This is a genomic window from Embleya scabrispora (assembly GCF_002024165.1).
GTDB lineage: Bacteria > Actinomycetota > Actinomycetes > Streptomycetales > Streptomycetaceae > Embleya > Embleya scabrispora_A.
In genome coordinates, this window is the sequence record NZ_MWQN01000001.1 from 881,573 (window position 1) to 903,601 (window position 22,029).

The window sequence follows — 22,029 nt, forward strand, 5'->3', positions numbered from 1 at the left end:
ATGGCCGAACCACCCAACCCGAACGCGGATTTCCAGCGCGCGTTCGCCCGCTCGGTGCGCACGCCGATGCGACCGCTGCGGCCCGGCCGCCGGGTCTGGGCCGTGAGCCTGGGTATGCCGGTGCTGGCCGCGGCCGGGCTGGCGGCGGCGACCGTCGTCTCCGCGATCGACCTCGGCGGCGACGACGGCGCTCGGCGCAAGCCGGTGGCGCAGGCCGCGCCCATGCAGGACAAGCCCGTGGAGGTGCTGCCGAGCGGCGGCTCGACGGCGCCGCAGAGCGGTCCGAGCGCCGGGAGCGGCACCGGCGACCCGGCCGGCGCCCCCGGCCCCACGGGCGCGGGCACGCCCGGCGGCGGTTCGGCGTACCCGCCGGGCTATCCGTACCCGAACGGCGGCTCCTCCGGCGGGGGCGCGTCGGGTGGCGGCGGGTCGGCGGCGGGCGGCTCGACCGGCACGTTCGGCGGCGGCGGGTCGACGCCCGACGCGCGGAACCCGGCCACGGGTTCGCCCGGCGGCGGGGGCGGCACGGCGCCCACGCCCGGTGGCGGCAGCCCGGGCGGATCCGGCAACAAGCCGGCCCCTCCGCCGGTGCAGCCCGATTCGTTGGCCCCGAAGCAGACCTTCCTGGGCACCTCGGGCTACGGTTGCGCGAACAACGGCGCGAGCGGTTTCGCCGAGGTCGGCCGCTACGGCGACGGCTCCAAGGGCTGGTACACCGTGGGCAGCGGCGGGTGGAACAGGGACGGCTGCAACGGGAAGTTCGACGCGGTCCCGATGTCCGGGGACAAGAACAAGGACGACGCCAGCGCGCGCGTGTTGTGGTGGTTCGACGTCGGCAGCGCCTCCAAGCGCTGCCAGTTGAGCGTGTACGTGCCCTCGGGCAACGGCCGAGACGTGGGCGGAAACCCGGCGCAGTACTACGTGCTGCGCTCGCGCGACGACGACAAGACCGGTGCCTGGTACGCCCAGTTCCAGGTCAACCAGGTGGCCAACAAGGGCCGTTGGGTGAGCGCGGGGACCTTCCCGGTGGCCAACGGCAAGGTCGCGGTGAAGCTGGTCACGCGCGGCGTCGACTGGGGCGGCACCGCCGGTGCGCACCTGGCGGCCGGCCAGGTCCAGGCGAGCTGCACGGGCTGACTCGAAGACGCGGCCGGGCGCCCGGCCGGAAACGACGATGTCCGTGCTCGATCCCCACGATCGGGCACGGACATGCGTGCGTCTCGGTGCTGTCTCGGCCGTCAGGACACCTCTTCGGCCAGCGAGTCCCCCGCGTGCCGCTGCGGGGGCAGCAGACGGGTCGGGTCCACCGGCGAGTGGGTGATCGGCCCGCTCCAGACGATGGGTCTGGGCAGCGGGAACGTGTCGGTGTGCGGGGTCCGCACCGGCACGGGGCGCGGCTGGTGGCCCGCCTGGGCCGAGGTGCCGGTCTCGGCCGAGGCCGGCACCGGGAAGCCCGGATTGACCCCGCCGGCGGCGGTGATCCCGGACGGGCGCAGCAGTACCCCGACGGTGCGCCACAGGATCACCAGGTCGACCCGCGCGCCGCGGTTGCGCACGTACCACAGGTCGTACTCGATCCGCACCGGCCAACTGAGCGCGTTGCGGCCCTGGACCTGCGCCCAGCCGGTCAGCCCGGGGCGCACGTCCAGTCGGCCGCGCTGGCGCGGGCTGTAGTGCACGACCTGGCTCGGCAGCGTCGGCCGGGGTCCGATGATGCCCATGTCCCCGCGCAACACGTTGATCAATTGGGGCAGTTCGTCCAGGCTGGTGGTGCGCAGGAGTTGCCCGAGCCGGGTGATCCGGGTCGCGTCGGGTTCGTCCGGATATCGCGGGTCGAGCATGGTGCGGAACTTCAGGATCTCGAAGTCGCGGCCGTGCAGGCCGCTTCGGGTCTGACGGAACAACGCGGGTCCACCCATGGTCGCGCGGATCATCACGTGGATCGCGAGCAGAACCGGTCCCAGTAGAACCAGTGCCACCGCGGCCACGGTGATGTCGAACAGTCGTCGCATGCCATGCCCCTCCCCTGGTGTGGCGTTGGATTGTGGTGTGCTGCGGGCGCCGGTGGCGTCTCCCTCACCGGCCGGCGCCTTGTGTGTGCCTCACGTCCAGCCCAGGCCGCGGCGCGCGGCCACGGCCCGGTAGGTGTCGATCGAGACGCGGGCCACGCGCCGTTGGTCGAACTCGGCCAGCGCGCGGGTCCGGGCCGCGGCGCCGAGTGCGGCGCGCAGGTCCGGTTCGCTGATCAGGCGGTCCATCGCGGCGGCCAGGGAGTGGGACTCCCCGGCCGGCGCGAGCAACACGTGTTCGCCGTGGGTGCCGATCTCGCGGCAGCCTCGGATGTCGCTGAGCACCATGGGCAGCGCGCACGAGGCGGCTTCCATGGCGGATCGTGAGAAGCCCTCGCGGTGCGAGGGCAGGACGAAGACGTCGAGCGCGTTGTAGACGGCCGGCATGTCGGCGCGCGCGCCGACGAATTCGACGGGCGAGTCGTGCGCGGCCCGAGCGATCGCGTCGGGCTTGTCCGGGTCCTCGGGTCCGATCCAGACGAATCGGGCCTTGCCCGCGAGCAGTCCGGCTGCTTCCACGTATTCGAGGATGCCCTTCTCCGCGACCTGCCGCCCGACTCCGCCGACGAGCAGTTCGTCTTCGGCCACCCCGAGTTCGGCGCGGATCGTGGCGCGGGCGGCGGGATCGGGGCAAAAGCGGGTGAGGTCGGTGCCGTTGCCGACCACGCGCGAGCGCCATCCCGGCACGGCCCGGCGCAGCGTGGCGTGGTCGGTGGCGTTCTGGTACAGCTCGGCGTGCGAGGCGCGGGCGGCCAGGCTCTCGGTGCCCAGGACGAACGCGCGCCGGGCCCACGGATCGCCGGGGCGGATCCACAAGCCGTGGCAGGTGTTGACCACGACGGGCACCCCGGCGGCGCGGCCGAGCAGGCGGCCGAGCACGCCGGTCTTGGGGTTGTGGGTGTGCAGCACGTCCAGGCGCAATCGCCGCAGGGCGCAAACGAGTTCGCCGGCCGCGGCGGCGTCGCGGCGCGGATTCCAGGCGCGGGTGAGCGAGTTCAGCGGGACGTGGGTGACGCCCAGCGCCTCGATCCCGGGCACGTAGGGGCCGGCCGCGCTGATCCCGAAGGTCTCGAAGCCGGCGGCGACGTCCTCTTCCAGTTCGGTGCGCAGCAGCAGCGCCAGGCTCATGTCGACGGTGGTCAGGTGGGCGATCCGCAGCGGACGCCCGCCCGGTCCGCGTGGCTCACGCATGCGCACCGGCCTTCTTGCCGAGGCCGACCACCGCCGCGTAGGCGCGTTCCTGGCCGAGTCGGCCGCCGAGCTTGGCCCGGAAGAACGCGGGCGGGTCGGTGCGTCGGACCGGGACCCGGCGCAGCCGGATGGGATCGCAGCCGGGCCGGTTGCGGCCGAGCACACCGGTGGCGGCGCTGCGGAACCGGCAGCGCAGCGCGTGCTCCATGTCCGGCACGGCGACGCCCCAGGTGTAGGCGAAGTGCGCGGGGCGGCGGCCGAGTCGGCGTTCGATGTCGTCGGAGGCGTCGTCGAGTTCGGTCGCGGTGAGCGCTTCGGGACGGGCGTGGCTGCGGGTGTGGTTGCCAATCGTGGCCAGCCCCGAGTCGGCCAGTTCGGCCACCTGGTCCCAGGTCAGCGCGGCGGATCCGCCGCTGGTGCCGGTGGAGCCCTCCCAGCGCATCTCGGCGTCGATGCAGCCGGTCGCCAGGTAGAGGGTGAACGGCAGTTTGCGGGCCCGCAGTTCGGGCCAGGCGTTGGCGTACACGTCGGCGAAGCCGTCGTCGAAGGTGAGCACGATCGACGGAGTGGGGTCGCCGGCCGCGAGGCGGTCCACGGCGGTGTCCAGGGAGACCACGTGTCGGGCGGGCAGCAGGTCGAGTTGGGTGCGGAACGCGTCCGCGGGCAGGTCGAGTTCGTCCCGGGTACCGCCGCCGACGCGGTGGTAGATCAGCAGGGTCGCGCCGGGTGCGGGGTCGCGGGCGAGGGCGGTGGCGGCCAGGCCGCGCTTGAGCGTGGTGCGCACGCGGTCGCCGCTGATGGCGGTCATCGGGGGGTGCCCTTCGAGGTGAGGCGGGTCGGGCCGGTGCGGGCGACCGGCCACGGAACCGGTTCCGGTTCGCGGCGCAGGGGGGTTCCGGGGGTTCCGGCGGGGTCGGGCAGGTACAGGCGCAGCGTCTCGCCCAGGGCCGTGGCCACGCTGCGTGCGGCTTCGTGCGGTGGCCGGTCGCGCGGCAGGGTGCGGTCGGTGCCGAGGGCGGCGACGGTGTGCACGGTCCGGTCCGGGCCCAGGTGTACGAGGGTGTGCGGTTCCTCGCCGACCAGCCACCAGGTCTCGCCGCGGGCGCGGCCGGCGTCGACCGTGTCGGTGCCCCGGTAGCCGCAGGCGAGTGCGATCGCGCGGTGGTCGGCGAGGCCGGCCTCGTGTACCGGGTCGGGTTTGTCGCCGCGCTCGTGGGGATTGATGGCGGGTGGGATCACCGTCTCGGCGACCGGGGTCGGCTCGACCGGGGCGGCCTTGGCGCGGCGCGCCCGCAGGTGCTGCTCGACCGACATCCGGGTGGCCCGGGCGAAGCCGCGGGTGGGCAGGGTGACGGCGAGCAGGCGTCGGTCGCGGACCGCCTCGACGTCCCACAGGGCGGGGCGTTCGGGGGCGAGTCGCATTTTCTGCGGGGTGCGGGTGGGCATCAGGTCGACCAGGCGCGGCTCGGAACCGGCGGGCCACGGTTCGGCCAGGACGAGTTCCTGGGCCTGCCACTGCACCACGGTGCCGATGCCCAGGGCGGCGAATCGTTCGTCGTAGGCGGTGGAGTGCCAGGTGGCCACGTCGCCGAGGCGGAACCACAGGTGCATCGCGGCGGGCACGCCGTCCACGCGCAGGATGTACAGCCGGGCCCAGTCGTGTCGCGCGGCGCGGGCGATCAGGTCGCGCCGCGCGTCGGCGGCGGCGGGCTGGAGTGGGCCCTTCCAGCTTCGGGCGAACAGGTCGGTGTAGACGGCGAAGCCGGCGTCGAAGTCGGATTCGCGGGTGCCGGGGCCGCCGATCCGGTCGACGGTGAGGTCCCACTGTGCGCGGACCCGGGTGGCGAAGCGGTGCGCGTAGCGGTCGAAGCCGCGGAAGCGGGCCCGGTGGCCGGCCCAGCCGCCCTCGACCCCGGCGAGCATGTCGCAGGCCTTCTCGCGGGCGTCGACGGTGTAGCCGCAGGCGCGCAGCCCGGCGATCAGGCGGTGCGTCTCGGGGTCTCGGCTGGGCATGCGGTGCAGGCGCAGTTCGCGCACGCCGGTGCGGGCGAGGGCGTCGGCGATCGAGTCGGCGCCGTGCGGCTCGTCGGGGTGCACCACCACGTGGCTGCGGGGGCGGCGGTGTGCGGAGAAGACGCCCCAGCGGTCGGGACCGATCCGCTCCAGCGGGAGCAGCGCGCGCGGTTGGTCGGCGTCGTCGAGTACGGAGACCACGCGGATGTCGTCCGGCGGATCGTGGTGGCCGTGCAGGGTGGAGGCGAACCACGCGTGTGTGTCGAACGGGTCGGCGTGTACGCCGCGCGCGGCGACCAGGCGGTCCCAGGAGGCGGCGAAGGCGCCGTCGATCTCCAGGGGGTGCATCGGGCGGGCCCGCATCAGGCCCCCTCGGCCCGGCTGAACGCGCCGGGCGCTCCGGGTGTTCCGGGTGCCTTGTGCGTGCCGGGTGCGTTGTGCGTGCCGGGTGTCTCGGCGGCCCCGTGCTCGGCGTGTTCCCGGCCGCCGGCGTCGGCTTCGGCGTCCGGGGCGGCGGCCGTGTGGTCGGCTGCGTCGGGGTCGGCCGCGTCGGGGTCGGCGGTGGCGTGACCGAGGGCGGCGTGCTCGGCGCCCCCCGGATCGAGCCCGGTCCAGGCGCGCGGCCAGCGCAGGCGGGGGTCGCGCACGGGTACCTCGTCCAGGTAGCGGACGGGCGACGCGAGCAGGTCGGCGAGCATCAGCGCGATCGCCTCCAGGGTGTATGCCGGGTCGTAGCGCACGACCTCGCGCAGGGTGGGCACCGGCTCACCGACATCGACCCGGGCCACCGCGAGGGGGCCCGCGCCGATCCGGTACCAGCGGTCGTCCGGTCCCCAGTCGGCCCGCATCTCCTGCGGGCCCCGGCGCGCGCAGGCCACGGTGAGCAGGCGCAAGGTGGGCTGGTCCAGGACCAGTTCGGGGCTGGGCCGGGCCGGCACCTCGGTCGCCGGTCGTGCCTCCAGCCGCCGGGCGGTGCCGGCGTGGCCGGGCGGGACGGCGCCGACCCGGGCACGCAGCCGGCCCACCCGGGCGCGGGTGGCGATCGGTACGGCGCGCTGCACCTCGCGGGCCCCGCGCAGCAGCGGCAACACCCGGCGCGGCACCCGGGCCGCGCACACGTCGAGCAGCGCGGGTCGTTCGCTGCTGACCCGGTCCTTGAGCGGGCTCGCCCCCGGCAACAGGTCGATCAGCGTCAACCCGCACTCGGCGAAAGCGAGTTCCTGGGCGCGCCAATGCACCACGTTGCCCGGCGACAGCAGCGCGGCGGCCGGGTCGTAGGCGACGGTGTGCCAGTGCATCACCGGGCCGATCCGCACGCCGAGACAGGACGCGATGGCGCGGTCCTCGGCGTAGAGCACGTACAGCCGGGCCAGGCCGCGCTCGTCGAGCGCGCGGGTGAGCAGCCGGCGCCGTTCCGGGGCGGCGCCGAGGCGGCCCTTCCAGCTCAGGTCGAACAGCTCTTCGTGGTCGGCCAGTCCGGCGGCGAGCGGCGGGCCGCCAGGGGCGCCGTACGCGACGACCCGCAACTTCCACAGTTGACCGGCGCGGCGCATGGCCTGTCCGACGGCGCCGTCGAAGCCGCGATGGCGGGCCCGGTAGCCGGACCAGCCGTCGGGTGTGGACTCGATCATGTCGGTCATCCGCTCGCGCACGTCCACCGCGTAGCCGGCCCCGCGCAGCGCGCCGAGCAGCGCGTGTGTGGCGGGGTCGCGGCTGGGCACGCGATGCAGCGTCAGCTCGCGGATGCCGAGCCGGCGCAGTTCGGCCGCGAGCGCACCCAGCACCTCGGGGCGCGGTTCGGGGGTGCCGATCACGACACGTGTCCGTTCGCGCTGGCCGCGGCCGAGTTCGTGGGCACGACCGGTCGAGTCGAGTTCGAGCGGCAGCAGGGCCAGCGGTCGATTTCCGTCGAACACGGCGGGTACGCGCACGTTTTCGGCGAGTCGTGGTCGGGTCGTCAACCATGAGGACGCCCACGCGTGGGTGTCGAAGACGTCTGCCTGGACTCCCCGTCCGACCACCATTTCGTCCCACGCGCGAGCGAGATCGCCATCGATCTCCTCGGCGCGCAGGGTCGATGCACGATTCATCGCCCGGCCCCCACCTCGCGGTTCCGATGTGAGCAGCATCGGAACGTTTGTGCCCGACCGGCGCCGCCGCGCCCCCACACGGTCGGGGCTCGGGTCGCCCGCCGACCAGATTAGGCCGGATGGGTCACGCGTGAAGGGTGTTTCGCGATCCGTCCCCGAGTCGTAGGGGATGTTCCGCGATATCCGACGTTCACGACCTTGCCATGACGTGGCGGGAGTTCGGGCGGATGTTCGGTGTCGGTCCGGCGGACGTTCGGTGTCCGGCTGACGGGAGGTGACCCCGCTGTTACGGTTCCGGCAGCGGGAGCCGAAAGGCTGGGGAACCGCGGGACCGGGGAGGCGCGGGTGGGCGGTTCGAGGGTGGGGACGTTGCGGTCGTCGGCGCGTTCGTCGGTGCGGTCCTCGTTGCGGGGCGGTGCTGACGCGCTGTTGCGGTGGTCGCCGGCGCAGGTGTGGTTCGCCCGCCGGTCCCGGTTGCGGCTGGCCGTGCTCGGGTATCACGGAATCTCCGATCCGGCCGTGTTCGCCGGGCAGTTGGACCGCCTGGCGCGGATCGCCCGGCCGGTGTCGTTGGACGAGGTGGAGGCGGCGCTGAGCGATCGACGCCCCCTGCCCGCCCGCGCGGTGTTGTTGACCTTCGACGACGGCGAGCGCAGCATCCTGGAGCACGGCCTGCCGTTGCTGCGCGAGCGCGGCATCCCGGGAGTGGCCTACGTGGTGGCCTCGGCGATCGACTCGCGCACGCCGTTCTGGTGGCACGAGGCGCACCGGTTGGTCGCGGCCGGGGCGCGGGTCGCGGGCGAGCCGGAGCGGTCCCCGAGCGGGTGGGTGGCGTATCTCAAGACCGTGCCGCAGGAGCGCCGACTGCACCTGCTCGCCGCGTTGCGCCAGGGCCACGAACCGGTGCTCGGCGAGCAGTTGACCGGCGCGGACCTGCGCACCCTGGAGTCGGGCGGGATCCGGGTGGAGAACCACTCGCTCACCCATCCTTTGCTCGACCGCTGCTCCGACGCGGACGTGCGCGCCGAAGTGGTGGACGCACACGAACGGTTGACCAAGCTCCTGGGCCGGGCGCCGAGTTCGTTCGCGTATCCGAACGGGAACTGGGACGTGCGTGCCGAGCGGCTGCTCGACGAACTGGGCTACCGTTCGGGCTTCCTGTTCGACCACCGGCTCGGGCCCCGGCTTCCCGATCACCCGTTGCGGATCTCCCGCCTGCGGGTCGGCTCGAACACCCGCCCGGATCGGTTCGCCACCATCGTCTCCGGGCTGCATCCGGCGGTGCACGCCTTGCGCGGCGGCCGGTGAGGGGTCCGGTCCGGTTCGGCGTCGGTTTCGAGGTCCGGGGGGATCGTCGTGCTTGCTCTGCCCACGTTGTTGCGCTCGCCCGGGGAGTTGGCGGCGCTGGTGCCGTCCTGGCGCGCGCTGGTCGCCGCGACGCCCGGCACGTCCTACTTCGCCACGCCCGACTGGGTGCTGGGCTGGACCGAGTCGCTGGGCCGGGAGCGGGCCGGGCGGGTGCTGGTCGCGGTGTGGCGCGCGGACGACGGCGCCGCCGAGGCGGTCGTACCGCTGCTGCGCACCCGTGAGCGGCTGCACCCCCGGCTGCCCGGCGGGGTATCGATCTGGACCGTGCTCGGCAGCGGGACCGGCGCCGCGGACCACTGCGGGTTCGCCGTCGCGCCGCACCGGCACGAGGACGTACGCGCCTGGTTGGCCACGCTCGCCCGGCGGCGCAGCATGCTCTTCCCGCACCTGGATCCGAGCACCGGCGATCCGTATCTGCCCCCGGGTGCCCGGGAGATCGAGCGAACGGCCTGTCCGGTGATGCCCGCCGACCCCGATGCCCTGGGCTCGGCCCGGCACCGCCAGGGGGTGCGGCGCAAGGCGCGCCGGCTCGCGGCCGACGGGGTCGTCTTCACCTGGGCGGCTCCCGGCGAGCTGACGCCGGAGGTGTTCGACGACCTGCTGCGGCTGCATCGGCTGCGTCGCGACACCATCGGCGGGTCCAGCGCGTTCGACGCCACCCGGCGGCCGCTGCACGCGGCACTGGCGGCCCGGGCCGAACCCGGGCGCGGGCCGTGCGCGTTGGTGGCGCGGGATCCGGCGGGCGCGGTGGTGGGGGTCCTGTACGGATTCCTGTGGCAGGACACGTTCGCGTACTACCAGTTGGGCTGGGATCCGGCCTACGCGAAGGCGAGCCTGGGCACCGTGTTGTTCCACGAGACGCTGACCGCGCTGGCCGAGCGCAAGGTGGCCACATTCGACTTCCTGCGCGGTGCGGAGGAGTTCAAGCATCGGTTCGGCGCGACCGATCGATACGACACGACATGGTTGGTGGCCCGCGGTGCGGCCGGCGCGCTCCTCGGCGCGAAGGCCGCGGCCCGCCGGGCCCGGGATCGCCGGCGGCGACCGGCGCGGGGGAATCGTGACGGAGCGGATCAGGCTCGTCCACGTGGTGTGGCGGCTGAGTGTCGGCGGCGGTATCCCGCAGGTGAGCCGGCAGGTGCTCGCCGGGCTCGATCCGGAGCGCTTCGACTGCCACGCCATCAGCGCCCGCCCGGCCTGGGAGGAGGACGAACTCGGGGAGCTGGGCCCGAATGTGACGGTGCACGCGCTCGACCACACCGGGCCCGCCGGACCCCGGGACGAGGTGCGGCTGGGGCTGCGGATCGCGGCGAAGGTCCGGGAGTTGCGCCCGGACGTGCTGCACGCGCACAGCGGCACCGCCCGGCTCTCGCTGCCCGCCGCGCTGGCCTGCCCCCGGCTGCCCCGGGTGATGGAGGTGCACGAGCCGTTGAAGGACGGCCTGCACTCACGGTCGACCAATGGCATCGAGGTCGGCATGGTCAAGGCGGCCGGGTTCCGGCCGTTCGCCCACTCGACTCATGTCCGCGACGCGACGGCGGCGATCGTGCGATGGCGGCCCGAGCGCATCCCGCTGGTCCCCCTGGGGGTGCCGGTCCACGACCCGGATCCGGCCGCCGGGGCTGCGCTACGCGCCGAGTTGGGCATCGCGCCCGAGGCCCTCGTGGTGGTCGGGGTGGGCCGCGCCGCGCAGAAGAACATCCCGTTGATGGTGCGCGTCGGCGCCGACGTGGTGCGCAAACTCGGTGCCGCCGGACCGCCGGTGGTGTTCCTGATCATCGGCCGCCAGGAACCGGAGATCCCTGCGCTGATCGAGCGGTTGGGGGTGGCCGAGCACGTGCGGGTGGTACCGCCGCTGCCTCGGCTGGGCGACGCGTTCGACGCGGCCGACCTATTCCTGTCCACGTCCCACTACGAGGGCTTCGGCCTCGCGGTCGCCGAGGCGATGGTCGCGGGCGTCCCGGTGGTGGGCACGGCGGTGGGCGGGGTCACCGACGTGGTCGCCGACGGCGTCACCGGGCGACTGCTGCGCGCGGGCGATCGGGGCGGACTGGTGATGGCCTGCCGCGAGTTGCTCACCGACGCGGACACCCGGGCCCGGATGGGCGCGGCGAGCCGGGAACGGGTCCTGGCCCGCTTCACCCGGCAACACATGCTCGACGGCTTCGCCCGGGTGTACGAACGCGCGGCGCTGCGCCGGCGTTAGGCCCTGTTCGGCGGATCGGACCGGGTCCGGCGGCGAGGGGAACGTCGCCGGGCCCGGCTTCACACGATCGGCGGCCAGTCCCAGCGCGGGACTTCGCGCAACGGGTGCAGTTCGTCGTCAGTCTCGGCGTGCGAGTTCTGTTTGGCCACGTGGGTGCCGAACTCCACGTGCGAGCGCAGCGCCTCCCGAAACGGCTCGTCGGGCGGCAGTTCGGCCTTGTCGGCCGCGGCGAGATACAGCTCGACGAAACGTTGGCGCTGTTCCTCGGAGATCTTCAGGCCGCTATGGACCTCGATCAGATGGGGGAAGCCGCCCATGGTCCGGGTGAAGTCGTCCGGCCCGCCGAAGGTTTCGGCGGTGAAGGCGGTCAGGTGGTCCACGTGCTCCGGGCGCCCCGCGCCGAACAGGGGCCGCAGGAGCGGGTCGGCCAGGACGTCGCCGTAGAAGATGTCGATGAACCGGCGCAGACCCTCGTGTCCGCCCGCGTGCTCGAAAAGCGTCTCCATACCGCCACATCCCAGACCGGGACGAAGCGGCTGTCAACGGCCGGCAACGGGCCGTCACCGAACCGCTATCCGCGCAGCTCCGCCAGAATGTGCGCGGCCACCGCCGGCCACGTCATCGTCGCCCGCAGTTCCTCGCCGCGGACCACGGCGCGTTTGCGGAACGAGGGGTAGTCGGCGCTCAGTTGGCGCAGCGCCACGACCAGCGCGTCCTCGTTGCCCGGGGGTACGGTCAGGCCCGCGTCGCCGATGATCCAGGGCTGGTTGCCGACCGTGGAGGCCACGCACGGCAATCCCCGGATCAGGCCCTCGATCAGGGCTATCCCGAACGCCTCCATGTGCGTGGGGACGACCACCGCGTCGGCGGCGGCGTACACGGCGTCCATCGCGGAATGCGGCACCCGGCCCAGCGCGGTCACCCCGACCGGCAACTCCCCCGCCGGACCGCTGCCGACCAGCGTCAGCCGGTGGCGTGGGTCGCGGGCGTGGAGCCGGGCGAAGGCGGCGAGCAGGAGCGGGCCGCCCTTGAGCTCCCACTGCGTGCCGACGAACAGCAGCCGGGGCGGATCCGCGCCGCCCGGCCCGGGATCGGCCTCCGGCACGGGCTCGGCGTTGGTCCCGGAGCCGACCACGTGCACCCGATCCGCGGCCAGGCCGTACTCGCGCACCAGCACGTCGGCCGTGCTGGGGCCCATCACGAACACCCGGTGCGCGCCCAGCAACAACCGCCGCTCGCGGGCCAACCACCCGTCGGAGTACCGGGATCGATGCGTTCCGCCGACCGCCGCGCCCTCCAGGCCGACCCGGTCGGTGTACACGCCGTAGCGCACGCCCGGCGGCGGGGTCAGCGCGGGCAACGTCTGCACGATCAGCACCGGCCGCCCCGGGGCGAGCAGTCCGCGCGAGCGCACCCGGCGGTCCAGCGCCGCCGCCCACGCGCCGGTCTTGGTCCACGGCGTTCCGGGACCGGCCAACCGCGCCTCGTGCACCGCCCGCAGCCGGGCGGCGGCCAGCCCCGGCGCCCGGGCCAGCGGCATCAGGTCGTGCGCGGCCACCTCCGTGTGCGCCGCGAGCGCCCGGCACAGCCCCGGCACCGACCCGGAGAAGGCCCCGACGTGCAGCAGGGTCAGACCCGTCGGCCGGTTCATCGGGCCGAGGCTCCGCGCCCGCCCCGGGTGCGCCGGCGCAGTGCCCGACCACGCTGCCCGGCCTTGAAGCCGACCAGGCGTCCGCCGACGCGCACCGCCTCCCCCACCCGACCACGCGCCGGGGGGAGTTCGGCGCGGGCCTGTTCGTACCAGTCGACGAGCCGCAGCGCCTGGCTGTCCAGCGCGAAGCGCTCGCGGACCAGGTCGAGCGACCAGGCGCCGACGCGCTCCCGCTCGGCCTCGTCGCCCAACAGCGCCGCCAACTGGCCGACCAGCGGATCCCGCTCCACGGGCACCCGGCCCGAGCCCAGGCCGTAGAAGCCGAGGCCGTCGAACGCGCCGATCGTCTCGGGCGTGACCGGTTTGCTGAAGCCCTGCTCGCCGACCACGACGGTGGGTTTGCCGAAGGCCATCCCGCGCAGCGCCGAACCGCCCATCCCGACCACCACGTCGGCCAGCGCGTACGCCGGTCGCGGGTCGGCCATCTCGCCCGTCAGGACGATCGCACGCCGGCCCAGTTCGGCGTTCGCCGCGGCGGCACGGGCCTGGAGTTCGTTCTCGATCGAGCCGCCGCCGACCAGCACGAGCCGCACCCCGGGCAGCTCCGGGGACAGTCGGGCCACCGCGTCGACGGTGCGTTCCAGGTGCTCCTGTTTGAGGTGGCGGGCCAGGCGCGAGACAAGCACCACGGTGGGCGCGGGCTTGAGCAGCCCGTGTTCGGCGGCGAAGGCGTCCACGTCCACTTCGGCGTCGGCCCCGTCCACGATCGGATGGTCGATCGTGGTGTCCACCGGCGGTTCGAGCAGGTGCACGCGCGCACCCTCCAGGCCGCGCACCTCGCCGGTCTCCTCGTACAGGTCGCCGTAGCCGAGGGTGAGCGGCACACCGGTGCGCGGGAAGTACGGCGGCAGGCTGCCCATCGACATGATCGTGCCGAGCACGGGGGTGCCGCGCGGGACGAACGCGCCCAGGAACGCCTCGACCAGGGGCCAGTATTCGTAGGTGTGCACGACGTCGATGCGATGCCGGCGCACCGCCGCCGCGATGGTGCGCGAGACGGCGGGCGAGGGGCGTACGTGCGCCCGCTCGGGCAGCGCGAGCAGCGGCAGGCCCGCGGCGGCGACCCGTTGTCGCAGCGGACCCTGCCGGCCCATCACCCACACCTCGTGGCCCAGGTCGCGCACCGCGCGGGCCAGGTCCACCGCGTTGATCGAGCTGCCGCCCAGTTGCATGTCGTGCGGACACACCAGGATGCGCACGGTCGTTCACCCCTCCCAGGTGTGGTCGACATAGACCGGCGCGGCGAGCACGACCGCGCGCGGCGGGGTGTCGAGTTCGGGCCCGGCCACGTCGAACTGTTTGGCCGGATGCCACGCGGTCAGCGGATGTCCGTCGCCGTCGTAGACGCCGATCCACAGCGCGTAGCGCCCCCGGGGCAGCGGCAGTCGGTCCAGGGTGCACTTGACCCGGGTGCCCGACGGGCCGAACCGCACGTCGCGGCGGGTGGTGAAGACCGGACTCGCGGTGCCCTCGGTGACGCCGATGTGCACGGTGGCCGAACCGCGGAAGTCGCCGACGAAATCGGCCTCGACGACCATCGACCGATTGGTGGTGGGACCGGCGGTGTCCACGCCGCGCACGTCGACGTAGGTGGTGCGGATCGCCTCGTCGGTGCGGGTGCGCGCCTCGGTCTCCTCCTCGACGCTGTCCCGATACCCGCGCAGCGCCTGCCGGATCGGCCCGTCGGTGCGGATCTCGCCCTGCTCCAGCCAGATGCCCCGCGTGCAGATCGACTCGACCGACGCCAGGTCGTGCGAGACCAGGACCAGCGTGGTGCCCTGTTCGAGCACCACCCGCATCCGGTCCAGGCACTTTTGCTGGAACAGCGCGTCGCCGACGGCCAGTACCTCGTCGACGAGCAGCACGTCGGGCTCCAGGAACGCGGCGACGGCGAAGCCCAGGCGCATCTGCATACCGGAGCTGTACCACTTGACCTGCCGGTCGATCGCCGTGCCCAGTTCGGCGAAGTCGACGATGTCGTCGAAGCGTTTGGCCACCTCGGCCCGCTTGAGGCCAAGCAACGAGCCGTACAGGAAGGCGTTTTCACGACCGGTCAGGTCCGGGTGGATGCCTGCGCGGACCTCGATCAGCGCGCCGACCCGGCCGCGCACCTGGAGTCGACCGGCGTAGGGGTACATCACGCCGGTGAGCATCTTGAGCAGCGTCGACTTGCCGGACCCGTTGGAGCCGATCAGGCCGACCGCCTCGCCGGGGTCGACGTGGATGTGGATGTCGCGCAACGCCCAGCGCCAGTCGGCTTGATCGCGGCCGGACAACTTGCGCGCGATGCGGCCCAGGTTGTCCCGGAGCAACATGCGTTGGCTGTCCGCGCGAAAGCGTTTCCACAGGTGTTCGGCCTGGATCGTGCCCGGCGCGAGAGTGCCCGACCTGGCCGGCGCGAGCGTGGTCGACGTGCGGTCAGGCGACATCGGCGATCCCCGCCTCGAGCTTCTTGAAGATCTTGTATCCGACGATCAGCAGCACGGTCGCCGACGCCCCGGCCGCGCCGGTGAGTTCCCAGTCGGGTTGTTGTCCGTACAGGATCGAGCGCCGGTAGCCGTCGATCACCGCGGCGAGCGGGTTGCCGATCACGTAGGGCAGCAGCCAGTCCTTGGTGATCTGGTCCATGCCGTAGGCGACCGGGGTGGCGAACATGCCCATCTGCATGAGCAGCGGCAGCACGTGTCGGATGTCGCGGAAGTAGACCACCGCCGCGGACAGCACGAGCACCACGCCGAGGGTGACCTCGAATTGGATGAGCAGCAGGATCGGCAGCGCCCACATGGTCGCGGCGGGCGGGGTGGTATAGGCCGCGAACAGCACCACCAGCACGCTCGACGCGATCAGCATGTCGACGGTGGCCACGATCACGGTGGCGAACGGGAAGACCTCGCGCGGGCAGTAGACCTTGTTCAGCAGCGGCCCGTTGGACACCAGCGAGGACGAGCCCTGGGTGACCGAGGACATGAAGAACGTCCACGGGAGCAGGCCCAGGTAGCTGAACAGCGGGTAGGGCACGTCGTACTTGTGCGCGGTCTCGCTGAGGTTGCCCACCCGCTGGAAGACGATGGTGAACACCAGCATCAGCAGCACGGGCGTGATGATCGCCCAGGCGAAGCCGAGAACGGCTTGTTTGTAGCGGGCCTTGAGGTCGCGCTCGGCCAGGGTGCGGACGAGTTCGCGCGAGTGCCACAACTCCCGGATGCCGCGGAACAGGCTGGTGCGGCGCTTGAAACGCAGTTCCGGTGGTGGCCCCTCGACCTCCGGGTCGGGCGCCTGGGCGGCGGCGATGCGGCCGGTGCCGCTGCCGACGCCGGCCGGAGGCGCGGCGTGTCGTCCGGTGCCGGTGCGACTGTCGATGGTCGGCGTGGTCGCTCCCCCGTGGCCCGCGAGGGGCGCTCCGTTGACGTGTGTTCGGTGATCGGCGGGTTCGTCGACGCCGCCGCCGGGCCGGGCGTGCCGGCCCGCCCGGCCGAGATCGCCGACTCTGCTCACGCCGTCGCCGGGCATGCCGACGGCACCCCCCACATACTCCCCCACGGACTCCCCCTCCCTGGTTCGACAACAACCTTGGCACATGCGATCTCCCCACGAGTCGCATTCGGCCGTACGGGAGTCGGGGCCTGCGCCCCGTCCCGAGTCCCGCGTTCGACGCCGAGGCGTCGTCCCGATCCCTTCCTCGATGCCGCAGTGTCAGCGCGTGTGTTCGTCGAGCAACGCGGTCCACGCGTCCACCACGGTCTCCATCGCGTGTCGTTCCAGGCAACGGGCCCTGGCCGCGAGCCCCATCGCGTCCCGGTCGGCCAACACCCGGCGGATCGCGGCGACCAGCGGGGCGGGATCCCCGGCGCCCGGGCCCACCTCGGCGAGCGCCCCGGTGACCCCGTCCACCACCACGTCGCGGACGAACCCGACGTCGGTCGCGGCGGCCGGGATCGCGGTCATGCCCGCCTCGACCAGGACTCCCGGCACGCCCTCGCTGGTGCTGGAGAGCACCAGCACGTCGCCGGCGCGGTACACCGGGCCCAGGTCGGCGAGGTTGCCGGTGAAGGTGACCCGCCCCGGGGCCCGCCGCGCGGCCAGCGCCTCCAGGGCCGCGCGCTCGGGGCCCTCTCCGGCCACGAGCAGGTGGTAGGCCGGGAGTTCGCCATGCCGCGACGTCGGGGATGCGGCGGACTCCGCCGCCGCCCGGGGGCGCTCCGATGCCGCCTCGACGCGATCCGGAGCCGCTTCCACGAGCTGCGCGAAGGCCTCGATGGCCAGCGCGACCCGCTTCTCCACGGCCAGCGCGCCGACCACGACGAGCACCGTCGCATCCGTCGGCAGCCCCAACTCGGCGCGCGCCTTGGATCGATCGGTCGAGTCGGGCGGGGGGAACCGCTCCGGACGCCGCCCGTTGGGGATCGCCCGTACCCGCCCGGGCGCCAACCGGTAGGTGTGCAGCAGGATTTCCCGACCCGTCGGCGACACCGAGGCGATCGCCGCCGCCCGGCGCAGCAGCAGCCCCACCCGCGCCCGGCGCAGCGCGTCGCGCGCCCAGTGCCGGGGGTCGCCGATGTTGACGTAGACGAACGGCGTTCCGGTGCCCGCGAGGGCGATCCCGCACGCGTCCAGCGTGGTCGAGCCGTGCGCGACCACCACGCCCGCACCCGCCGCCCGCCGCCGCAGTTCGCGCAGCGTGCTCGGATGCAGCCGCCCCGGTCCGAGCACGGGGAAGTCCATCTCCCCGGTGCCGGCCAGCGCGACGAGCGCCGATGACCGCCCTCGATCGCGCAGCGCCGCGTCCAGATCGTGGGCGAACGCCTGTGAACCCCGTCGTCGGGGGTCGGTCACGACGTGCAGGACCCCACGCCGATCCGTCGTTGTCCCCATGGGGTGACAGGTTGTCACGAATCCCGCCCCGCCGGGGGCGTATCGATGACATGCTCGGCGGTGCGGGGTGGGGGCGTCCCGTGACCGACGGCCGCGTCGGGAGAGCGCGGGGGATGGCAGGGGTGAGGCAAGTGCACGTGCTCCAGGTGATCGACAGCGTGGACCGGGTCGGCGGCGCCGAACGCGCGGCGGTGGCGATGGCTCCGGGACTGATCCGGCGCGGCATCACCCTCGATGTCGCGTATCTCCTGGATCTCGACGGTTTTCAACCGGAGTTGGTCGAGGCGGGCGCGTCGCTGTTCGGGGTGCATCGCGGCTCGCGCGCGGGCTCGGTGCGCGGGTTGGCTCGGGTGATCCGCGATCGTCGGCCCGATCTGGTGCACACGACGTTGTACGAGGCGGACATCGCGGGGCGAATCGCCGCGCTGGCGACCGGTGTTCCGGTGGTGTCGAGCCTGGTCAACACCTCCTATGGGGCGGAGATGCGTACCCAGCCCGGGATTCGGCCGTGGAAGCTGCGCGCCGCGCAGGGCCTGGACGCGGCCAGCGGGCAGGGGGTGTGCCGGTTCCACGCGCTGACCGAGCATGTGGCCGAGGTGATGTCGCGCCGGTTGCGCGTGCGCCGTTCGCGGATCGAGGTGGTGCCGCGCGGACGTGACCCCGAGGCACTGGCCGCCGCGCGCGAGCGACGGGCCCGCACTCGGGCCGGCTTGGGTCTGGACGCCGACGTCCCGGTGCTGGTCACCGCGGCCCGACAGGAATACCAGAAGGGACTGGACGTGCTGCTCACGGCGTTCGCGTCGGTGCGCCGCGAGGTGCCGGACGCGGTGCTGCTCCTGGCCGGTCCGCCCGGTGGGCAGACCGCGTCGTTGCGCAGGGCGGCCGCCGGCCTGGCCGGGGATTCCCCGGAAGGGGCGGAACCCGTACGGTTCCTGGGATATCGCGACGACGTGCCCGATCTGATGGGCGCGGCCGACGTGTTCGTGCTGCCCTCGCGTTGGGAGGGCCTGGGCAGCGTGCTGATCGAGGCGATGGGGGTGGGGACGCCGATCGTCACCAGCGACCTGCCTCCGGTGCGCGAGATCACCGGGGCGGGCGACTGCGCGGCCCTGGTGCCGCCGGATTCGCCCGAGGCGCTGGCGACGGCGCTGGTCTCGGCCCTGACGGAGCGGGAGAAGACCGCGATGCGCGCGGAAACGGCGTATCGACGTTTCGGCGAGGAGTACACGATCGACAGCGTTTGCGACCGGATGGTCGCGTTCTATGCCCGGGCACTCGGTCCCGGAGCGCGGCGGAGCGGGTCGTCAGGTCCGGTGCGGTGACGGCCGCGCGAACACGGCGGGTCGGATCTCGACGGAATCTCCACACTTCCGGCACAGTCGAGGGGTCGTTCGGCGCCCCGCGTGCTCTACGTTTGGCCTGCCCCGCGGTCCCATCGCGCGGTGGCACCTCGAACCGGAGGGGGACCGGTGGAAACCTCTAGCTACTTCTCCGTTCTCCAGCGTCGTTGGCCGCTGGTGCTCGCCTGTCTGGCGATCGGACTGCTCGCGGGGCTGATCCTGACCCCATCGGACCCCAAGGGCACGGGCAACCAGTGGACCGCCTCGGTCAACGTGCTGCCCGCGCCGAACTCGGCGAAGGAGTTCAACCTCGCGCCGGTGCAGCTGATGACCGACAGCGGCGAGGTGGCCCGCCGGGTGGCGAAGCGGCTGAACAACCCGGACCCGGCGGTGCTGGCGGCCAAGGTCACCTCGCAACTGAACCCGAATCTGGGCCTGGTGACCATCTCCGCGAAGGCGCCCGGCCGCAGGGCCGCCGAGGACCTGGCGAGCGCGTGGGCCCAGGAGACGGTGGCCGCGTTCGCCGACTCGCAGCGCAAGGCCCGGCAGGGTCAGGCGGACAGCATGACCGCCCAGTTGGACAAGCTCAAGACCGACATCGACGCGCTGGACAAGAACACCACCAAACGTGCCACCCTCCAGGCCGAGTTCGACGCGAAGCGCACCCAGTACACCACCCTCGTGGGGCAGCAGCAGGAGTTGGTCAACCCGCTGAACGACCCCAAGATCGAGGTGATGGACGGCCTCAAGAGCACGGCGGACTCCACCACCAGCATCCTGGCGCCGACCTCGCGGCCGTTGCGGATCGCGCTCGCCGCCGCGCTGGGCCTCGCGCTCGGGTTGATCGCCGCGCTCATGGTCGACCGGATGGACGTGCGGCTGCGCGGGCGGATCCAGTTGGAGGACGCGTTCGGCCTCCCGGTGATCGCCGAGGTGCCCAGGGCCCCGCGCCGGCAGCGCGCCGGGCACGCGGTCCTGGTCGCGGGGCGCCCAGACAGTCCGGTCGCGGAGGCGTACCGCACGCTGCGTTCGGCGCTGCTGCTCACCGGTCCGCCCGGGCTCGCCTATCGGCTCGGCGGCACCGACCCGCGGCAGACCCGGGCCACGGCGATGCCCGTGCGCCGCGTCAGCGATCCGGCGCCGGTGATCCTGGTGGTGTCCTCGAAGCCGGGTGACGGGCGTACCAGCACGGTGGCCAACCTGGCCGCGGCGCTGGCCGAGGCGGGCCGCTCGGTGCTGGTCCTGGACTGCGACTTCCGCAACCCGGCCACCCACCTGTACCTGGGCGCCAAGCCGGGCAAGGGCATGTCGGAAGTCCTGCTCGCCGAGCAGGAGATCGACCTCGGCGACGTGGTGCGCGGAACGAACATCCCGAATGTGCGGCTGATCACCGCCGGGGCTCCGGCCGCCTACCCGGCCGCGCTGCTCCTGCGCGCGGGCGAGGTGGTCCAGCGTGCCCGGCACCACGCGGACGTGGTGCTGGTGGACAGTGCGCCGCTGATGTACGCGAACGACACCAACGACCTGGTGCAGCACGCCGACGCGATGCTGGTGGTGGCTCGCAGCGGCAATCTGACGGCCGATCAGGCGTCCCGGGTGGGCGAGCTGTTGACCCGGACCGGGGTGCCGATCGCCGGCGTCGCGCTGCTCGGGGTGGATCCGACCGGGGCGATGGGCGGCGGCATCAAGCGCGGGCCGCGCACGGGTTCGGTGGCCCGTATGGGCGCGGCGGGCGGCTTGGTGCTGCGCGGTCGCTCCGGCGGTGCACCGGCCGAGCCGGAGGAGGACGCCGAGCGGCCCGCGCCGAGTTGGGCCAAGCGCAACCAACTCACGGAGGGCGACCCGGAGTCGCCCGAGCACGGCCACGGCTCGCAGCGCACCGACCCGCCCGCCTCGACGGAGGACGGCACCGCCGGCTTCCGGGTGCAGTCGGCCGCCGAGCGGGCGCTGCACAACGGCGCCGGTGACGGCGCGCGGTTGGGTCCGCACTTCGACACGTGGTCCACCGTCGAACTCGGCTCGGAGGATCGCTGATGGGAGAACGCGTTCGTGTCCTGTGGCTCGCCAAGGGCCTGGGGCGCGGTGGTGCCGAGCAGTTGCTGGTCAACTGCGCCCGTCACCTGGACGACGAACGCTACGAGGTCGAGGTCGCCTACGTGTTGCCGTGGAAGGACGCGCTGGTGCCGACGCTGCGCGGTCTCGGCATCACGGTGCACTGTCTCGGCGGCGGGCGGACCTGGCCGCTGCGGCTGCGCACGCTGGTACGGGCGCGCGGCTACGGGCTGATCCACACGCACATGCCGGTCCCGGCGGTCGCCGCCCGCGTGGTGGCGGTCGGCGTACCGATCGTGCACACCGAGCACAACATGTGGCCGCGCTATCGGCGGCCCACCCGGCTCGCCAACGCGTGGACCTACCGGCGCAACCACGGCGTGATCGCGGTCTCGGCGGCGGTTGCCGAGAGCATCGTCCCGGGCCGGCTGCGCCCCGGGGTCGGCCCGACGGTGATCCACCACGGCCCGGACCTCGGCGACGCGTTCGCCGGCCCCGGCGCCCGGGAGCGGGCCCGCCGGATGCTGGACCTGGACCAGGACGCCTTCATCGTGGGCACGGTGGCCAACTTCACGCCCAAGAAGGACCAGTTGGGCCTGCTGGACGCGCATGCCCGGGTCCGTGACCGGCATTCCGGCGCGCTCCTGGTGCTGATCGGCTCGGGTCCGCTGGAGGCGACCCTGCGCGAGCGGGCCAACCGGGCCGACCTCAAGGGCTCGGTGGTCTTCACCGGCTCGCGCGGCGACGTGCCGACCCTGTTGTCCGCGTTCGACGTGTTCGCGCTGAGTTCGCGTCAGGAGGGGCTGCCGGTCTCGTTGATGGAGGCGATGACGGTGGGCCTGCCGTCGGTGGTGACCGCCGTCGGGGGATGCCGGAGATCGTCACCGACGGGATCGAGGGTGTGGTGGTGCCGCCGGGCGACCCCCGAGCGTTCGGCGACGCGCTGGCGGCGTTCGCCGAGGAACCGGCGCGCCGGCGGGCGTGCGGCGAGGCGGCGCGAAAGCGTTCCGCCGAGTTCGACGTCGCGGGCGCCCAGCGGCGGATCGAGGATGTGTACGCGAGAGTGCTGGAGGGGTCGCGGTGAGCGGGCAGGGACGCGGGAATTCGCCTTTCACCG

Annotated in this window: 17 protein-coding genes and 2 pseudogenes; 7 read left to right on the forward strand and 12 right to left on the reverse strand. The window is 73.4% G+C overall.

Features of this window, described 5'->3' with window-relative positions; all coding sequences use genetic code 11:
• On the forward strand, positions 1-1,137 hold the full coding sequence (locus B4N89_RS52520) for a hypothetical protein (protein ID WP_078974496.1): 1,137 nt from the start codon (positions 1-3) through the stop codon (positions 1,135-1,137).
• A gap of 101 nt (positions 1,138-1,238) precedes the next feature.
• Here the strand turns inward: B4N89_RS52520 and B4N89_RS04105 are convergent, their stop codons facing one another.
• The 5 genes from B4N89_RS04105 to B4N89_RS04125 form a co-directional block, all read right to left on the reverse strand.
• Positions 1,239-2,012, reverse strand: coding sequence for a sugar transferase (locus B4N89_RS04105; RefSeq protein WP_078974497.1), 774 nt, complete (start codon positions 2,010-2,012; stop codon positions 1,239-1,241).
• A 90-nt stretch (positions 2,013-2,102) separates the two neighbouring features.
• Complete coding sequence (locus tag B4N89_RS04110; RefSeq protein WP_235618459.1) at positions 2,103-3,260, reverse strand: glycosyltransferase; 1,158 nt, start codon at positions 3,258-3,260, stop codon at positions 2,103-2,105.
• On the reverse strand, positions 3,253-4,068 hold the full coding sequence (locus B4N89_RS04115; protein ID WP_078974498.1) for a polysaccharide deacetylase family protein: 816 nt from the start codon (positions 4,066-4,068) through the stop codon (positions 3,253-3,255). The genes B4N89_RS04110 and B4N89_RS04115 overlap by 8 nt, the downstream gene beginning before the upstream one ends.
• On the reverse strand, positions 4,065-5,636 hold the full coding sequence (locus B4N89_RS04120; RefSeq protein ID WP_078974499.1) for a GNAT family N-acetyltransferase: 1,572 nt from the start codon (positions 5,634-5,636) through the stop codon (positions 4,065-4,067). The genes B4N89_RS04115 and B4N89_RS04120 overlap by 4 nt, the downstream gene beginning before the upstream one ends.
• Entirely contained in the window at positions 5,636-7,363 is a 1,728-nt protein-coding gene (locus B4N89_RS04125) for a GNAT family N-acetyltransferase (protein WP_161500613.1), read from the reverse strand. Before B4N89_RS04125 ends, B4N89_RS04120 begins: the two co-directional genes overlap by 1 nt.
• A 345-nt stretch (positions 7,364-7,708) precedes the next feature.
• On the opposite strand from B4N89_RS04125, the gene B4N89_RS04130 reads away from it, so the two are divergent.
• On the forward strand, positions 7,709-8,671 hold the full coding sequence (locus tag B4N89_RS04130) for a polysaccharide deacetylase family protein (RefSeq protein WP_235618460.1): 963 nt from the start codon (positions 7,709-7,711) through the stop codon (positions 8,669-8,671).
• Between the two features lie 143 nt (positions 8,672-8,814).
• On the opposite strand, the gene B4N89_RS47520 is transcribed toward B4N89_RS04130, so the two are convergent.
• Positions 8,815-9,132, reverse strand: coding sequence for a hypothetical protein (locus tag B4N89_RS47520; protein ID WP_143657828.1), 318 nt, complete (start codon positions 9,130-9,132; stop codon positions 8,815-8,817).
• 58 nt (positions 9,133-9,190) lie between these two features.
• Between B4N89_RS47520 and B4N89_RS53300 the strand changes: the two are divergent.
• Both B4N89_RS53300 and B4N89_RS04145 read left to right on the forward strand, forming a co-directional pair.
• Positions 9,191-9,646: pseudogene (locus B4N89_RS53300) on the forward strand (GNAT family N-acetyltransferase); the annotation flags it as partial.
• A 145-nt stretch (positions 9,647-9,791) separates the two neighbouring features.
• Positions 9,792-10,937 (forward strand): glycosyltransferase family 4 protein, encoded by a 1,146-nt coding sequence (locus B4N89_RS04145; protein ID WP_161500614.1) that lies wholly within the window; start codon positions 9,792-9,794, stop codon positions 10,935-10,937.
• A 59-nt stretch (positions 10,938-10,996) separates the two neighbouring features.
• On the opposite strand, the gene B4N89_RS04150 is transcribed toward B4N89_RS04145, so the two are convergent.
• The 6 genes from B4N89_RS04150 to B4N89_RS04175 form a co-directional block, all read right to left on the reverse strand.
• A complete protein-coding gene (locus tag B4N89_RS04150; RefSeq protein WP_078974503.1) occupies positions 10,997-11,443 on the reverse strand; it encodes a group II truncated hemoglobin in 447 nt (148 codons plus the stop codon).
• A 65-nt stretch (positions 11,444-11,508) separates the two neighbouring features.
• A complete protein-coding gene (locus B4N89_RS04155; protein WP_078974504.1) occupies positions 11,509-12,588 on the reverse strand; it encodes a glycosyltransferase family 4 protein in 1,080 nt (359 codons plus the stop codon).
• Entirely contained in the window at positions 12,585-13,847 is a 1,263-nt protein-coding gene (locus tag B4N89_RS04160) for a glycosyltransferase family 4 protein (protein ID WP_078974505.1), read from the reverse strand. Before B4N89_RS04160 ends, B4N89_RS04155 begins: the two co-directional genes overlap by 4 nt.
• Positions 13,848-13,853: 6 nt before the next feature.
• Entirely contained in the window at positions 13,854-15,077 is a 1,224-nt protein-coding gene (locus tag B4N89_RS04165) for an ABC transporter ATP-binding protein (protein WP_078974506.1), read from the reverse strand.
• Positions 15,067-16,188, reverse strand: coding sequence for an ABC transporter permease (locus B4N89_RS04170; RefSeq protein WP_235618461.1), 1,122 nt, complete (start codon positions 16,186-16,188; stop codon positions 15,067-15,069). Before B4N89_RS04170 ends, B4N89_RS04165 begins: the two co-directional genes overlap by 11 nt.
• 153 nt (positions 16,189-16,341) lie before the next feature.
• Positions 16,342-17,520 (reverse strand): glycosyltransferase family 4 protein, encoded by a 1,179-nt coding sequence (locus tag B4N89_RS04175; protein ID WP_078974508.1) that lies wholly within the window; start codon positions 17,518-17,520, stop codon positions 16,342-16,344.
• 122 nt (positions 17,521-17,642) lie between these two features.
• On the opposite strand from B4N89_RS04175, the gene B4N89_RS04180 reads away from it, so the two are divergent.
• The 3 genes and pseudogenes from B4N89_RS04180 (at position 17,643) to B4N89_RS04190 (ending at position 21,996) form a co-directional block, all read left to right on the forward strand.
• On the forward strand, positions 17,643-18,842 hold the full coding sequence (locus B4N89_RS04180; protein ID WP_235618462.1) for a glycosyltransferase family 4 protein: 1,200 nt from the start codon (positions 17,643-17,645) through the stop codon (positions 18,840-18,842).
• Positions 18,843-18,989: 147 nt separating this feature from the next.
• Positions 18,990-20,894, forward strand: a complete 1,905-nt coding sequence (locus B4N89_RS04185; protein WP_143657829.1) for a tyrosine-protein kinase domain-containing protein — start codon at positions 18,990-18,992, stop codon at positions 20,892-20,894.
• Positions 20,894-21,996 (forward strand): annotated as a pseudogene (locus tag B4N89_RS04190) (glycosyltransferase). The gene B4N89_RS04185 and the pseudogene B4N89_RS04190 overlap by 1 nt, the downstream one beginning before the upstream one ends.
• Positions 21,997-22,029: the final 33 nt, after the last annotated feature.